Origin of the sequence: Saccharothrix sp. 6-C (assembly GCF_016695385.1) — a bacterium.
GTDB classification, from domain to species: Bacteria; Actinomycetota; Actinomycetes; order Mycobacteriales; family Pseudonocardiaceae; genus Actinosynnema; species Actinosynnema texasense.
Map to the genome: position 1 here is coordinate 1,100,515 of NZ_CP064192.1, position 13,697 is coordinate 1,114,211.

Below are 13,697 nucleotides of genomic sequence, written 5' to 3' on the forward strand. Positions count from 1 at the left end.
CTCTATCGGGTGATCTCCTGGTTCTCCGCCCTCCGCATCGTGGATTCCGCGTCATGCCCGCAGTCGCAGGCCTTTCGGGGTGGCGCGGAAGCCCGCGTCTTGGAGGATGCCCGCCAGGCGGGAACCCAGGGCCACTTCGCCGTCGGCGCGCTGCACGGCCAGTTGTCCCAGCCAGCCGTCGCGCACGGCTCGGCTCAGGGCTTGGGCCGCTGCTCGCAGAGGTTCCTCGTCCTCGGTGAACGACAGCAGCGAACGGCCGCCTCGTTCCACGTAGAGCGTGGCCAGCCCGTCGACCAGCACGACCAAGGCCCCGGACTTGCGGCCCGGTCGGTGCTTGCCCTCGCCGGACAGGTCCGGCCACGCCAGCGCGGCGCCGTAGGGCTGCGCCGGGTCGGCCGCCGCCAGCACGACGGCGTCCGGCGTGCCCCCGTGCTCCTGGCCCGGTGATCTCGACGACGCGCGCAGCCGGTCCACCGCGCCACGGGCCGCGAACTGCGCCGCGCCGAGCCCTTCGACCACGTACCCGCGCACGACCTGCCCGGACTCCTCCATGGCGCGCAGCACCCGGTACACGGCGCTGAACCCGCCGGTCACCCGTTCGGTGTCCAGCGCGCCCCGGGTCAGCACGCCGTGCCGTTCCAGGAACGCCTCGGCCCGCGCGTGCGCCCGCCGGGTCGTGTCCGTCACGGGCACCACGGCCAGCGACCACCGGCCCGCCACCGTCGGCGGCCCGGTGCGGCTGGGCAGGTCGGGTCTCCCGGCCCGCATCCGCGCGTACCGGCCGCGCGGCGCGGCCCGCCGGGGTTTGTGGGCCGTGCCGCCGCCCGCGACCAGCGCCCGCAGCGGCGCCAGCGTGTCGTTCGTGACCACGCCCGCCCACACCAGGTCCCACAGCGCGCCGACGACCTCGCCGTCCGTCGTCGGGCCCTGCAACGACACCCGGTCGACGACCTGCCGGAAGAACAGCGCGCCGCCGCCCAACGCCTCCACCACGGCGGTGTGCAGCGACGAGTCCGGCATCGCCTCCGGCACCAGGTCCGGCAGCAGCAGGTCGGCCACGTCCGCGGGCGCCAGCGCGATCCAGCCGTCGCCGCCGGCCAGCGAGCCGCACCCGGTCCACGTCACCTCGCCGGACGCGGTCAGCTCGTCCAGCAGCGCGGGACGGTAACCGGGCAGCCGGGCGGGCAGCACCAGCGACTCCACCGCGCTCGCGGGCAGCGGCGCGCCCGCCAGCTGCTCGACCACCGAGTACACGTCGTCCACGGTCGGCGCGGACCGCAGCCGCCGGCCCACCCCGTGCCAGCCCGGCAGGAACCGGCCCAGCGCCGCGGGCTCCACCGGCTCGACCTCGGCCCGCAGCCGGGCCAGCGACGCCCGCCGCAACCGCCGCAGCACCTCGGCGTCGCAGTACTCGGTGTGGGTGCCTGCCCCGGGTCGCGGGTGCCCCGCGGACAGCGGCCTCAGCTCACCGCGCACCAGCCGCCCGGTGGCCGCCATCCGCTCCAGCACCCCGGTCACCACGGCCACGCCGAGCCCGAACCGCTCCGCCGCCTCCACCGCCGGGAACGGGCCGTGCGTGCGCGCGTAACGCGACAGCAGGTCGCCCAGCGGGTCGGCCACCGGCTCGGTGAACACCTCCGGCACGCCGACCGGCAGCGCCACGCCCAACGCGTCGCGCACCCGGCCCGCGTCCTCGATGCCGATCACCCGGTCCTCGCCCGCGATGCGCACCCGGATCGCCCGCCGCTGCGCCACCAGGTCGGCCAGCCACTCCGGCCGCACGCCCCGTTCCAGCGCCTCCGCCTCGGACAGGTCGCCCAGGAACCGCAGCAGGTCGGACGCGCCTTCCGCGTCCCGCGCGTGCCGGTCGGGCGCCAGGCGCTGGAGGTTGCGCTCGACCTCCGCCACGACCTCCGGGTCGAGCAGCTCCCGGATCGCCTCCGAGCCCAGCAGCTCCGCCAGCAGCGCCGAGTCCAGCGACAACGCCGCCGCCCGCCGCTCGGCCAGCGGCGCGTCCGCCTCGTACAGGAACATCCCGACGTACCCGAACAGCAGGCTGCGCGCGAACGGCGACGGCGACGGCGTCTCCACCTCGACCACGCGCACCCGCCGGGCCCGGATGTCGGTCATCAGCTCACGCAGGCCGGGCACGTCGTACACGTCCTGCAGGACCTCGCGCATCGCCTCCAGCACGACCGGGAAGCTCTCGTACTTCGCCGCCACCGACAGCAGCTGTGCCGCCCGCTGCCGCTGCTGCCACAACGGCGAGCGCTTGCGCGGGTCGCGCCGGGGCAGCAGCAGCGACCGCGCCGCGCACTCCCGGAACCGGGCCGCGAACAGCGCCGAGCCGCCCACCTCGGCCACCACGACCTGCTCGACCTCCTCCGGGTCGAGCAGCACGTCCTCAGCGCCCGCCACGACCTGCGCGCCGTCCAGGTCGACCGCGTCGGGCAGCCGGATCACGATCCCGTCGTCGGAGTGCGCCGCCTGCACCTCGATCCCGCGCCGCTCCCGCAGCCGGGCCGCGATCGCCAACGCCCACGGCGCGTTGACCTGCGCCCCGAACGGCGAGTGCACCACCAGCCGCCAGTCGCCCAGCTCGTCGCGGAACCGCTCGACCAGCACCACCCGGTCGTTGGGCACGTGCCTGGTCGCCTCGCGCTGCTCGCCCAGGTAGGCCAGCAGGTTCGACGTCGCCCACGCGTCCAGCCCGGCCGACGCGGTCCGCACCGCGGCCTTCCCGTCGTCCATGGCGGACACCTCGCGCAGGAACTTCCCCAGCGCCCGCCCCAGCTCCAGCGGACGGCCCGGCGCGTCGCCCTTCCAGAACGGCATCCGCGCGGGCTGACCCGGCGCGGGCACCACGATCACCCGGTCGTGGGTGATGTCCTCGACCCGCCACGACGACGTGCCCAGCAGGAACGTGTCGCCGACCCGCGACTCGTAGACCATCTCCTCGTCCAGCTCGCCGACCCGCGAGCCGGGGCCCCGCTCGGACGGCGGCGTCATCACCGCGAACAGGCCGCGGTCGGGGATGGTGCCGCCCGAGGTCACCGCCAGCCGCTGCGCGCCCGGCCGGCCGCGCAGCTCGCCCGTGATCCGGTCCCAGGTGATCCGGGGCCGCAGCTCGCCGAACTCCTCGCTCGGGTACCGGCCCGCGAGCATGTCGAGCACGGCCTGCAGGGCCGACTCCGGCAGCGCGGCGAACGGCGCGGCCCGCCGCACCAGCCCGGCCAGCGCCTCGACCGTCCACGTCTCCATCGCCACCATCGCCACGACGTGCTGCGCCAGCACGTCCAGCGGGTTGCGCGGGTACCGCACGGCCTCGATCGCGCCGTCCCGCATCCGCTCCGCCACCACCGCGCACGACACCAGGTCGCCCCGGAACTTCGGGAACATCACCCCGCGCGACACCGCGCCCACCTGGTGCCCGGCCCGGCCGACGCGCTGCAGCCCGGACGCCACCGTGGGCGGCGCCTCCACCTGCACCACCAGGTCGACCGCGCCCATGTCGATGCCCAGCTCCAGGGACGACGTGGCGACCACGCACGGCAGCCGCCCGGACTTCAGCTCCTCCTCGACCACCACCCGCTGCTCGCGCGACATGGAGCCGTGGTGGGCGCGGGCGATCACGGGGGAGCGCTGGGTGGTGACGCCGGACTGCCCGACCGCCTCGGCCGGGAACCGCTCGACGGCCCGCCCGGCGCCCGACGGCCCGGCGGGCAGCGGCTGCGAGGACGGCGAGTGGGCGGCGAACTCGCCCCCGAACTCCTCCGTGGGCTCCTCGGTGGAGCCCTCCGGGGGCACCCGCTCCAGCTCCGCGGCCTCCTCGGCCAGCTCGTTGAGCCGCGAGGTGAGCCGTTCGGCCAGCCGGCGGGAGTTGGCGAACACGATGGTCGACCGGTGCTCCCGGACCAGCTCCAGGATCCGCCGCTCCACCGAGGGCCAGATCGACGCCCGCTGCTCCGCGCCCGCCGCCGAGCCCGACACCTCGCCGGTCGGCTCGCCGAGCACCGACATGTCCTCGACCGGCACCTCGACCCGGACCTCGATCGTCTTGGCCGTCTTCGGCTGCACGACCCGCACCGGCCGCCCGCCCGCGAGGAACGCGCCGACCTCCTCGACCGGCCGGACCGTCGCCGACAGCCCGATCCGCTGCGCGGGCCGCTCCAGCAGCGCGTCCAGCCGTTCGAGCGACAGCGCGAGGTGCGCGCCGCGCTTCGTGCCCGCCACCGCGTGCACCTCGTCGACGATCACCGTCTCGACGCCGCGCAACGAGTCCCGCGCGGCGGAGGTGAGCACCAGGAACAACGACTCCGGCGTGGTGACCAGCACGTCCGGCGGTGTCCGGGCGAAGGCGCGCCGCGCGTCCGCCGGCGTGTCGCCGGTGCGCATGCCGACCGTGACGTCCGGCTCGGGCAGCGACAGCCGGTGCGAGGCCTGCCGGATGCCGGCCAGCGGCGCCCTGAGGTTGCGCTCCACGTCCACCGCCAGCGCCTTGAGCGGTGAGACGTACAGCACCCGGCACCGCCGCTTCGGCTCGGCGGGCTTCGGCGTGGACGCCAGCCGGTCGAGCGCCCACAGGAACGCGGCCAGCGTCTTGCCGGACCCCGTGGGCGCGATGACCAGCGCGTGCTCACCGGCCGCCGCCGCCTCCCAGGCGCCCGCCTGCGCCGGCGTGGGCGCGGCGAAGGCCCCGGCGAACCACTGCCGGGTGGCGGGGGAGAAGCGGTCCAGGACGTCCACCCCACCATCCTGAACCAGGGGTCCGACAAATTCCGGTTGTGGCACGATCACCCCGTTCACATCAAAGGGGTGGATCGTGCGCGTCCTGTCCGTCGACCTGGGCACTTCCAACACCGTCGCGGTGCTCGCCGCGCACGGCCGGCCGCCCAGGGTCGTGGAGGTGGACGGCTCGGCCACCATGCCGTCGGCCGTCTACTGCGAAGAGGACGGCACGCTCGTCGTCGGCCGTGACGCCGAGCGCCGCGCCCGCCTCGACCCGGCCCGCTTCGAGCCCAACCCCAAGCGCCGGGTGGACGACGGCGTGCTGCTCCTGGGCGACAACGTGGTGCCGGTCACCGACGCGTTGGCCGCCGTGCTGCGCCGCGTGCTCGACGAGACCACCCGCCAGCTGGGCGGCGAGGCGCTGGACGAGGTCCGCCTCACGCACCCCGCGCAGTGGGGGCCGACGCGCCGCAACGTGCTGCTGTCCGCGGCCCGCCTCGCGGGCGTGACCGGCGAGATCGTGCTGGTCCCGGAGCCGGTCGCGGCCGCCTCCCACTACGCCTCGCTGTCGGTGGGCCAGGCGCTCGCGGTGTACGACCTCGGCGCGGGCACGTTCGACGTGGCCATCGTCGGCGCCACCCAGAGCGGTTTCACCGTGCTCGCCGAGGACGGCCTGCCGGACCTGGGCGGCCTGGACGTCGACCAGGCGCTGCTGGAGCACGTCGGCAGGCAGGTCTCGCACCGCGACCCGGCGGCCTGGCAGCGGCTGCTGCGCCCGGAGTCGACGGCCGACCGCCGGGCCCGCCGCACGTTGCAGGAGGACGTGCGCGCGGCCAAGGAGTCGCTGTCGCGGCACGCGCACACCGAGGTGCCGATGCCGGAGCCGTTCGAGGACGTGCTGGTCAACCGGTCGGACCTGGAGGCGCTGGTCCGGCCGAGCATGATGCGCAGCGTGGAGCTGCTGGAGTCCACGATCCGCTCCACCGGCATGGCGCCCAACCAGCTCGCGGGCATCTACCTGGTCGGTGGCGCCAGCCGCATCCCGCTGGTCGCGACCATGATCGCCGAGCAGGTGCGGATCGTGCCGACGAGCCTGGACCAGCCCGAGACCTCGGTCGCCCTGGGCGCGCACCACGTGCCCAAGAACGGCATCACGCCGCGGTCCCAGGAGCCCGCCAGGCCGGTGGAGCCCGACACGGTCGTCACCAAGCCGGTGACCCCGCCGTCCGGCGCCTTCCAGACCAACCCGGCGGTCAGCGGCGCGCACCCCGTCAACCCCGGCGCCCACCAGGCCAACCCCGGCGCCAGCGGCCCGTACCAGGTGAACCCGAACGCGAGCGGCCCGTACCAGGTCAACCCGGCGGTCAGCGGGCCGTACCAGGTCTACCCGCAGACCGGGCCGCAGCAGTTCAACTTCCCGACCGTCACGCCCCGCGCGCAGACCAAGCCGGAGCGGAAGAAGCCCAACCGGACCGTGCTGATCTCGGCGGGCGCGGCCCTCGTGCTCGTGCTGGCCGCGGTCGGCGCGTTCTTCGCGTTCGACGGGGTGAGCGTGCCCAGCGCGCAGGAGTGCAAGAACGACACCCGGCAGGACGACAAGGGCTTCACCGAGTGCCTGCGGCTGCTCGCGGGCACGATCCCCGACACCAGCACGTGCAAGGCGGGCGGCACGCCCGGCGTGGGCGGTGTCGACGGCATCAAGGGCAGCGTGGTCAGCTGCGCGGTGAAGGACGACTACTCGGTCCAGTACGTGCTCACCGAGACGGTCGTCGGCGCGCAGCACGGCGCGGAGGCGGTCGTCCGGTCCCTCAAGACCGACATGGTCGAGGCGCAGTGGGCGGGCAACGGCCTCACCGGCAAATACCGGGCCGCGGCGGACGGCGGGCTCGGGCTGCTCGTGTTCACCGCCGACGACCTGCCGCTGCTGGGCATCGTGACCAAGAGCGGCGGCGAGGAGCTGACCGCCGACCAGGTCGCGGACTTCTTCGAGGCTGCGGTCCAACCGGGCACCTGAGACCCGGACGGTGGCTGGTAGGGCCCGATCCCGCCTGGCACCCTCAAGATCATGACCACGGTCGACGTCGTGCAGCGCAGGGTTTTGCGGGTGCTGGCGGTGACCCAGGTCCTCGGCGCGGCGGGCGTCACCATCGGCTTGGCGGTCAGCACGCTGATCGCGGCCGTGCTCGCCGACTCCGACGCGGTCGGCGGGATGGCGCAGACGGCCGCGGTGCTCGGCGCGGCGGCGTTCGCGCTGCCCGCGGCCCGGTTGGCGGCCCGCAGCGGACGTCGACCGGCGTTGGTCCTCGGCTACGGCGCGGGCGCGGCCGGCGCGGCGGTGGCGGCCTGCGCGGTCGTGCTCGGCTCGTGGCAGGTGCTGCTGGTCGCGCTCGTGCTGTTCGGCGCGGCGTCCAGCGCGAACCTCGCCGCCCGGCACGCGGGCGCCGACCTGGCCCGCCCGCACCGCAGGGCGCGGTCGGTGGCGTTGGTGGTGTGGGCGGCGACGCTGGGCGCGGTGGCCGGGCCGAACCTGGCCGACCCGGCGGGGCGGGCGGCCGTGCGGCTGGGGCTGCCGGTGGGCGCCGGGCCGTACCTGCTGTCGGCGGTGCTGTTCGGCCTGGCGGCGCTCGTCGTCCTGAAGTTCCTGCGGCCCGATCCGCTCACCCTGGCGAAGTCGGCCGTCGCGCCCTCGGTCGGCGCGAAGCGGTCGATGGCGGTGTGGCGGTCGCTGCCCGCGGCCGGGAAGCTCGCGCTGGGCGGCGTGACGCTGTGCCACACCGCGATGGTGGGCCTGATGTCGATGACACCCGTGCACATGGAGCACGCGGGGTCGTCGCTGCGCGTCGTGGGCGTGGTGATCAGCCTGCACGTCGCCGCGATGTACGCGGCCAGCCCGCTGTTCGGGTGGATGGCCGACCGGCTGGGCCGGGTGCCCGTGCTGGCGATCGGCGCGGCGCTCGTGGTCGCCGCGTCCGGCATCGCGGGCATGGCGCCGTCGCACGACGCGCCGCAGCTGGCCGCCGGGCTGGCGCTGCTGGCGTTCGGCTGGTCGGCGGGCGTGGTGGCGGGCTCGGCGCTGCTCACCGAGTCCGTGGAGGTGGTGGACCGGCCGGCCGCGCAGGGCCTGTCGGACCTGTGCATGAACGTCGGCGGCGCACTCGGCGGCGTCACGGCGGGCATCGTGGTGACCGCGTGGTCCTACGCCGCGCTGGGCCTGGTCGTCGGCTTCACCGCGCTGCCGCTGCTGGTGGCGTGCCTGTTCGCGTCGTTGCAGCGGGTGCGGTGAGTCAGCGCTTGCGGTTGTGCCAGAGCGCGCGCAGGCCGACCACGATGGCCGCGACGAGACCGGCGATCACCGCGACCGCGGCGATCGGCGACGACATGCCCGTGGGGTCTTCCTGCAACAGCAGCAGCACGGGTCGAGGTTAGCGCGCCGCCGCCGCGAACTCGCGCACGCGGGCCGTTTCGCCCGCCGTGCGCCAGACCAGCCCCCAGGCCAGGCTCGGTGCGCCTGCCAGTGGCAGGAACGCGATCTTCGGGCGGGCGAAGTAGCCGACCGCGTGCGCGCCCAGCGGGCAGACGCCCTCGCCGTTGGCGATCGCGGTGAGCAGTTCCTGGAACGTCGTGACGTCCCGTCCGCGCTCGACCGGCGCGCCCTTGGGCGTCGTGTCGCGCCAATAGGCGGCGCGGAAGACCGTGTCGCGCGCCAGGTCCTCCAGGGTCACGGACTCCTGCCGCGTGAACGGGTGCGTGTCGGAGACGGCGAGCACCAGAGGCTCCTCGTGGACGACCGGGCCGGCCGTCAGGTCCGGCTCCCCGACCGGGAACAACGTCACCATCACATCCACCTCGCCGGCCCTGAGCAGCGAGAACGGGTCGGTGAACGGCGCTTCCCGCACGCGCACCTCGCTGTCGGGGTGGCGGGCGCGGAACCGGTCGAGGACGTCGGTTACGAGGTCGGCGAGGGCCGGCGCCTCGAACCCGACGCGCAGCAGGGACGTGCCGCGTGCGGCCTCCACCGCGCGCGCCACGCCGTCCACGATCTGCCGGTAGGCCGGCGCGAGGTCGTCACGCAGGCGACGGCCGATGGGGGTGAGCGCCACCCGCCGGCTGGTCCGCTCGAACAGCGGCGCGCCGACGCGGCGCTCCAGCTGCTTGACGGACTGGCTGACCCGTGCCTGGGAGACGTGCAGCCGCTCGGCGGTGCGGCTGAAGTGCAGCTCCTCCGCGAGCGCCAGGAAGATCTCCAGGTCACGTCGTTCCATAACCGTCAAGTTATCGTTCTATTCGATCGCCGTCGTTGTTCGGGCCTCTTCCGGGGACGAGTCTCGACGTCATGGAGAACGCACTGCTCGTCCGCGCCGCCCAGGCCGAGAAGCTCGACGCCGACCCCGCCGCCGTGGTCACCCTCCTCGCCGACCTCGACGGCCTGACCGGCAACCGGTCCACCTTCCGCGACGGCGCCGACGGCGCGCCGCCCCACTTCCACACCCGCGCCTCGGAGCTGTTCTTCGTGCTCGACGGCACGCTCCAGGTGCTGCTGGACCAGGACGTGGTGACCTTGGAGCGCGGTGACTTCCTCGTCGTGCCGCCACGTGTGCCGCACGCGTTCGGCGCGCTCGAAGGAGCGGACGCGGACGTCCTGTACGTCTTCACGCCGGGCATGGGTCGGTTCGACTACTACCGCCTGCTCGACCGCGTGCAGCGCGGCGAGGCGAGCCCCCGGGAGATTCGCGACTCGCAGGACCGGTTCGACAACCACTACGTCGACAGCCCGGTCTGGACGGCGGCGCGCTGACCCGGGCGTGCTGACCCAGGCGTGCCGACCGAGCGCGTTGTCACCGTGGCGCATGACCGGCGAACCACCCGCGGTGCGACGGCGCCGGCGTGAGCAGCTCCGCGACTTCCTGCGGACCTGCGGGCGCGGCTCACGCCCGCCGACGTCGGCGTGGTGGCGGTGGGCCGGCGCCGGACGCCGGGGCTGCGGCGCGAGGAGCTCGCCGCGCTCGCCGGGGTCGGCGTGTCCTGGTACACGTGGCTGGAGCAGGGCCGCGACATCACCGTCTCGTCGGAGGTGCTCGACGCGGCCAGCCGGGCGCTGCGCCTGACCGACCTCGAACGCGCCCACCTCTACCTGCTTGCCGGTCTCAACCCGCCGCGCGTCGGGGGCGCGCTCCTCGCCTCCGGTGAAGCGTCCTACGTCAACGGGCAGGACCTGGTCGTCGACGGTGGGCTGGTCGTCGCCGCCCCCGCGCTGACCGGGGCGGGACCGACGACCACCCCCGTCGGCAGTCCGGCGCGGACGGTGGCGCGCTAGCCTGGACCCGATGCGCATCACGATGTTCCGCAAGCTGATGGCCGACGAGTTCGGCCAGGTCAGGGCGGAGATGGTGGCCCGGGACCACGTGCTGTCCGCCCTCGGCGGTCGGACTCCCGACCAGGCGTTGGAGGCGGGGCTGTCGGCCAAGGAGATCTGGCAGGCCGTCTGCGACGCCTTCGACGTGCCGGAACAGCGGCGGTGACCCGGTGTGCCGACCAGGTGGTCGAACACCTGTTCGGCTACACTCCCCGACACGACCGGGTGACAACACCCCGCAGGTGACCTGGTCCCCGCCGAAAAATGTCGGACCCCACCCGTAACGTCGGCCCCGACATCGCACCGCGAACCCAAGACACTCCGAGGTGGACTCCAAGATGGCACCCCAGGCACCCGACCGGGACAAGGCCCTCGAGCTGGCCCTGGCCCAGATCGACAAGCAGTTCGGCAAGGGCTCGGTCATGCGGCTCGGCGAGGAGGCCCGCGCCCCGATCCAGGTGATCCCCACCGGCGCGATCGCGCTCGACGTGGCGCTCGGCATCGGCGGCCTGCCCCGCGGCCGCGTGATCGAGATCTACGGCCCGGAGTCCTCCGGTAAGACGACCGTGGCGCTGCACGCGGTGGCCAACGCCCAGCGCAACGGCGGCATCGCGGCGTTCATCGACGCCGAGCACGCGCTCGACCCGGACTACGCGAAGAAGCTGGGCGTCGACACCGACGCGCTGCTGGTCTCCCAGCCCGACACGGGCGAGCAGGCGCTGGAGATCGCGGACATGCTGGTCCGCTCCGGCGCGCTCGACATCCTGGTCATCGACTCGGTGGCGGCCCTGGTGCCCCGCGCCGAGATCGAGGGCGAGATGGGCGACAACCACGTGGGTCTGCAGGCCCGGTTGATGAGCCAGGCGCTGCGCAAGATCACCGGTGCGCTCAGCAACTCCAACACCACCGCGATCTTCATCAACCAGCTGCGCGAGAAGATCGGCGTGATGTTCGGCTCGCCCGAGACCACGACCGGTGGCAAGGCGCTGAAGTTCTACGCGTCGGTGCGGCTGGACGTGCGGCGCATCGAGACCCTGAAGGACGGCGGCGAGCCGGTCGGCAACCGCACCAGGGTCAAGGTCGTGAAGAACAAGGTGGCCCCGCCGTTCAAGCAGGCCGAGTTCGACATCCTCTACGGCCAGGGCATCAGCCGCGAGGGTTCGCTCATCGACATGGGCGTCGACCAGGGCATCCTGCGCAAGTCGGGCGCCTGGTACACCTACGAGGGCGACCAGCTCGGCCAGGGCAAGGAGAACGCGCGGAAGTTCCTGCGCGACAACCCGGACGTGGCCAACGAGATCGAGAAGCGGATCAAGGACAAGCTGGGCATCGGCGCCACCCTCGACGCCGAGGAGCCCGCCGCGGCGCCCGTCGAGTTCTAAGCGGGCGTGGCAGGACGAGGTGGCCGTGGTCGCGGGACGTCCCGCGACCCTTCGGCCGACGACACCGAGGCACGTCCGGTCGACCCGGCGAAGGAGCAGCGCAAGGCGACGGACATCTGCTACGCGCTGCTCGCCGCACGGGCCCGCACCCGCGTCGAGCTGAAGGACGCCTTGCTGCGCAAGGACATCAGCGAGCAGACGGCCGAGCTGGTGCTGGGCAAGTTCGACCGGGCGGGCCTGATCGACGACGCCGCGTTCGCCGAGGTCTGGGTCCGCTCGCGGCACACCTACCAGGGCCTGGCCCGCCGGGCCCTGGCGATGGAGCTGCGTCGCAAGGGCGTGGCCGACGAGGTGGCGGCCGAGGCCGTGGCCGCGGTGGACGACGAGGCCGAGGAGGACCGGGCGCGCGAGCTGGTGCGCAAGAAGCTGCGCACCATGGCGAGCCTGGACGACACCACCAAGATCCGCCGCCTGGTCGCCGCCCTGGCCCGCAAGGGCTACGCGGAAGGCCTGGCCTACCGCGTGGTTCGCGAGGAACTGCGCCGGGCGGGCGAGGACACCACGACCTTGGACGACCTGACCCAGTACTGACCGCCGACCGACTCGGATCACTCCCCGCCGCCCGGCCTCACCACGCGCCGAGCCGCGCCGGGAGCGGGCGCACTGCGACCGAGCTGATCCGCGCGGGCCGAGTTCGGGCGGGCGGGCCGGCCGGCTGAGACCGGGCGGCCTTCTGGCCCGGGTGCCTCCCGCCGCCACACTGTCAGCGCCCCAAGCACCTTCCGCGCCCGCTTCAGGCAGCGCGAGTCAGGGCAGTGCGCGGGGCAGGCGCCAGTACTGGCGCTTCTTCTCCTCGCGCACGACGACGCCGAGCCGGCGCAGCTCCTCCCGCAGCTCGTCCGCGTCCCCGGTGTCGCCCTTGCGCAACGCCTCCGCCCGCACCTTCAGCAGCGCGTTCGCGCCGGGCGGCAGGTCCGGCGTGCCGTCGACCCACCGCCGGTAGTCCTCCCGGTACGGGTCGGCGTCCAGCCACTGGTACCCGTGCGTCTGGAACGCCTCGGCCAACGCCTCCGGCTTCAGGTCGTGGTTCTCCCGGGCCAGCTCACCGGTGTCCACGTCGAGCAGCACGAGCTTCTTGCCGTCCAGGAACACCCCGGACACCAGCGTCCGGTCGAAGCTGCGGTGCCTGCCGCCCTTCAGCAGCTCGACGCCTTCGTTGAACACCTCGACCACCAGCCGCTCGTGCGCGGCGATCCCGGCCACCACCAGCCCGAGCACCGCGCCGACGGCCACCGAGCCGATCGTCGCCCACGGCTCCGGCACGGACGCCACCAGCCGGAACGGACCCTGCATCGGGGCCCACGACAGGTCGGCCACCCACCCGGCGATCGACTTCAAGCCCCACACCACGGCCGCGCCGAGCACCGGGAACCCGACCGACACCAGCGCCACCTGCCCGCGTGGCTCGGCGACCACCGTGGTTCGTCGCGCGTCCATCCCCCACTACCTCCCCAGAAGTGAGCACCCAACCTATCGCCGTAGCCTGGTCGAGTGAGGATCAGGGCCGACCACGTGGTCTGGGACTGGAACGGCACCCTGTTCGCGGACAACGACGCCGTGCTCGCCGCCGTCAACCGGGTCTGCGCCGACTTCGGCCACGGCGCCGTGACGCTGGAGCACTGGCGCGAGGTGTTCAGCCGCCCGGTCAAGGACTGCTACGAGCGGATGTTCGGCCGTCCGCTGACGGCGGAGGACTGGACCCGCGTCGACACCGTCTACCACGCCGAGTACCGGGCGCTGGTGGACCGCTGCGGGCTGGCCGTCGGCGTGCCCGACCACCTGGCGGCGCTGCGCCACACCCAGTCGCTGCTGTCGATGTGGTTCCACGACGAGCTGGTGCCGCTGGTGACCCGCTTCGGCCTGGGCGAGCTGTTCAGCCGGGTCGACGGCCTCAAGTCGGCGGGTGACGGCGGCTCGAAGGCCGAGCACCTCGCCGAGCACCTGGAGGCCTTGCGGCTGGTCCCGCGCGACGTCGTGCTGATCGGCGACGTGGCCGACGACGCCGAAGCCGCCCGGCACGTCGGCGCGCAGGTCGTGCTGGTCGCCACCGGCACGAGTTCGCGCAAGGTGCTCGAACGCACCGGCGCGCCGGTCGCCGACTCGATCCCCGAAGCCCTCACCTACCTGGCCTGAGCAGACCCGGTCTCACGACGTCGGAGGGCGTCTCCCCGGCA

At 74.1% G+C, this 13,697-nt stretch carries 11 protein-coding genes and 1 pseudogene; 8 read left to right on the plus strand and 4 right to left on the minus strand.

Translation table 11 applies throughout. The annotated features are described in order from the left end of the window. Positions 1-51: 51 nt before the first annotated feature. Complete coding sequence (locus IOD16_RS05180) at positions 52-4,746, minus strand: ATP-dependent helicase (RefSeq protein ID WP_201439120.1); 4,695 nt, start codon at positions 4,744-4,746, stop codon at positions 52-54. A 76-nt stretch (positions 4,747-4,822) separates the two neighbouring features. Between IOD16_RS05180 and IOD16_RS05185 the strand changes: the two genes are divergently transcribed. Beyond that, complete coding sequence (locus tag IOD16_RS05185; protein WP_201439121.1) at positions 4,823-6,742, plus strand: Hsp70 family protein; 1,920 nt, start codon at positions 4,823-4,825, stop codon at positions 6,740-6,742. Positions 6,743-6,793: 51 nt separating this feature from the next. Beyond that, entirely contained in the window at positions 6,794-8,011 is a 1,218-nt protein-coding gene (locus IOD16_RS05190) for an MFS transporter (protein ID WP_201439122.1), read from the plus strand. A 1-nt stretch (position 8,012) separates the two neighbouring features. On the opposite strand, the gene IOD16_RS40850 is transcribed toward IOD16_RS05190, so the two are convergent. Together IOD16_RS40850 and IOD16_RS05195 are read right to left on the minus strand one after the other, a co-directional pair. Beyond that, positions 8,013-8,141 (minus strand): hypothetical protein, encoded by a 129-nt coding sequence (locus tag IOD16_RS40850; protein WP_268957680.1) that lies wholly within the window; start codon positions 8,139-8,141, stop codon positions 8,013-8,015. A 9-nt stretch (positions 8,142-8,150) separates the two neighbouring features. Then, positions 8,151-8,990 carry a LysR family transcriptional regulator gene (locus IOD16_RS05195; RefSeq protein ID WP_201439123.1) on the minus strand — a complete coding sequence of 280 codons (840 nt, stop codon included), beginning with the start codon at positions 8,988-8,990 and terminating at the stop codon, positions 8,151-8,153. A gap of 71 nt (positions 8,991-9,061) precedes the next feature. On the opposite strand from IOD16_RS05195, the gene IOD16_RS05200 reads away from it, so the two are divergent. The 5 genes and pseudogenes from IOD16_RS05200 (at position 9,062) to IOD16_RS05220 (ending at position 12,054) form a co-directional block, all read left to right on the plus strand. Then, the gene (locus tag IOD16_RS05200; RefSeq protein ID WP_201439124.1) at positions 9,062-9,523 is read left to right on the plus strand and encodes a cupin domain-containing protein; all 462 of its coding nucleotides are present in this window, start codon (positions 9,062-9,064) and stop codon (positions 9,521-9,523) included. Between the two features lie 52 nt (positions 9,524-9,575). Then, positions 9,576-9,883, plus strand: a pseudogene (locus IOD16_RS05205) (helix-turn-helix domain-containing protein); the annotation flags it as partial. Positions 9,884-10,052: 169 nt separating this feature from the next. Continuing rightward, entirely contained in the window at positions 10,053-10,247 is a 195-nt protein-coding gene (locus IOD16_RS05210) for a DUF3046 domain-containing protein (protein ID WP_201439125.1), read from the plus strand. A 172-nt stretch (positions 10,248-10,419) separates the two neighbouring features. Beyond that, the gene (recA, locus tag IOD16_RS05215) at positions 10,420-11,463 is read left to right on the plus strand and encodes a recombinase RecA (RefSeq protein WP_201439126.1); all 1,044 of its coding nucleotides are present in this window, start codon (positions 10,420-10,422) and stop codon (positions 11,461-11,463) included. A 114-nt stretch (positions 11,464-11,577) separates the two neighbouring features. Next, positions 11,578-12,054 carry a regulatory protein RecX gene (locus IOD16_RS05220; protein WP_236595120.1) on the plus strand — a complete coding sequence of 159 codons (477 nt, stop codon included), beginning with the start codon at positions 11,578-11,580 and terminating at the stop codon, positions 12,052-12,054. A 216-nt stretch (positions 12,055-12,270) separates the two neighbouring features. Here IOD16_RS05220 and IOD16_RS05225 read toward each other — a convergent pair whose 3' ends face one another. After that, a complete protein-coding gene (locus IOD16_RS05225) occupies positions 12,271-12,960 on the minus strand; it encodes a YqeB family protein (protein WP_201439127.1) in 690 nt (229 codons plus the stop codon). A gap of 54 nt (positions 12,961-13,014) precedes the next feature. On the opposite strand from IOD16_RS05225, the gene IOD16_RS05230 reads away from it, so the two are divergent. Next, on the plus strand, positions 13,015-13,656 hold the full coding sequence (locus IOD16_RS05230; protein ID WP_201439128.1) for an HAD family hydrolase: 642 nt from the start codon (positions 13,015-13,017) through the stop codon (positions 13,654-13,656). The last annotated feature ends 41 nt before the right edge of the window (positions 13,657-13,697 follow it).

What these genes read in the sequence shown, in the direction of transcription:
- IOD16_RS05190 (WP_201439122.1), top strand. Translation starts at nt 6,794, where the DNA reads ATGACCACGGTCGACGTCGTGCAGCGCAGGGTTTTGCGGGTGCTGGCG.
- IOD16_RS05195 (WP_201439123.1), bottom strand. Translation starts at nt 8,990, where the DNA reads ATGGAACGACGTGACCTGGAGATCTTCCTGGCGCTCGCGGAGGAGCTG.
- IOD16_RS05200 (WP_201439124.1), top strand. Translation starts at nt 9,062, where the DNA reads ATGGAGAACGCACTGCTCGTCCGCGCCGCCCAGGCCGAGAAGCTCGAC.
- IOD16_RS05210 (WP_201439125.1), top strand. Translation starts at nt 10,053, where the DNA reads ATGCGCATCACGATGTTCCGCAAGCTGATGGCCGACGAGTTCGGCCAG.
- recA (WP_201439126.1), top strand. Translation starts at nt 10,420, where the DNA reads ATGGCACCCCAGGCACCCGACCGGGACAAGGCCCTCGAGCTGGCCCTG.
- IOD16_RS05225 (WP_201439127.1), bottom strand. Translation starts at nt 12,960, where the DNA reads ATGGACGCGCGACGAACCACGGTGGTCGCCGAGCCACGCGGGCAGGTG.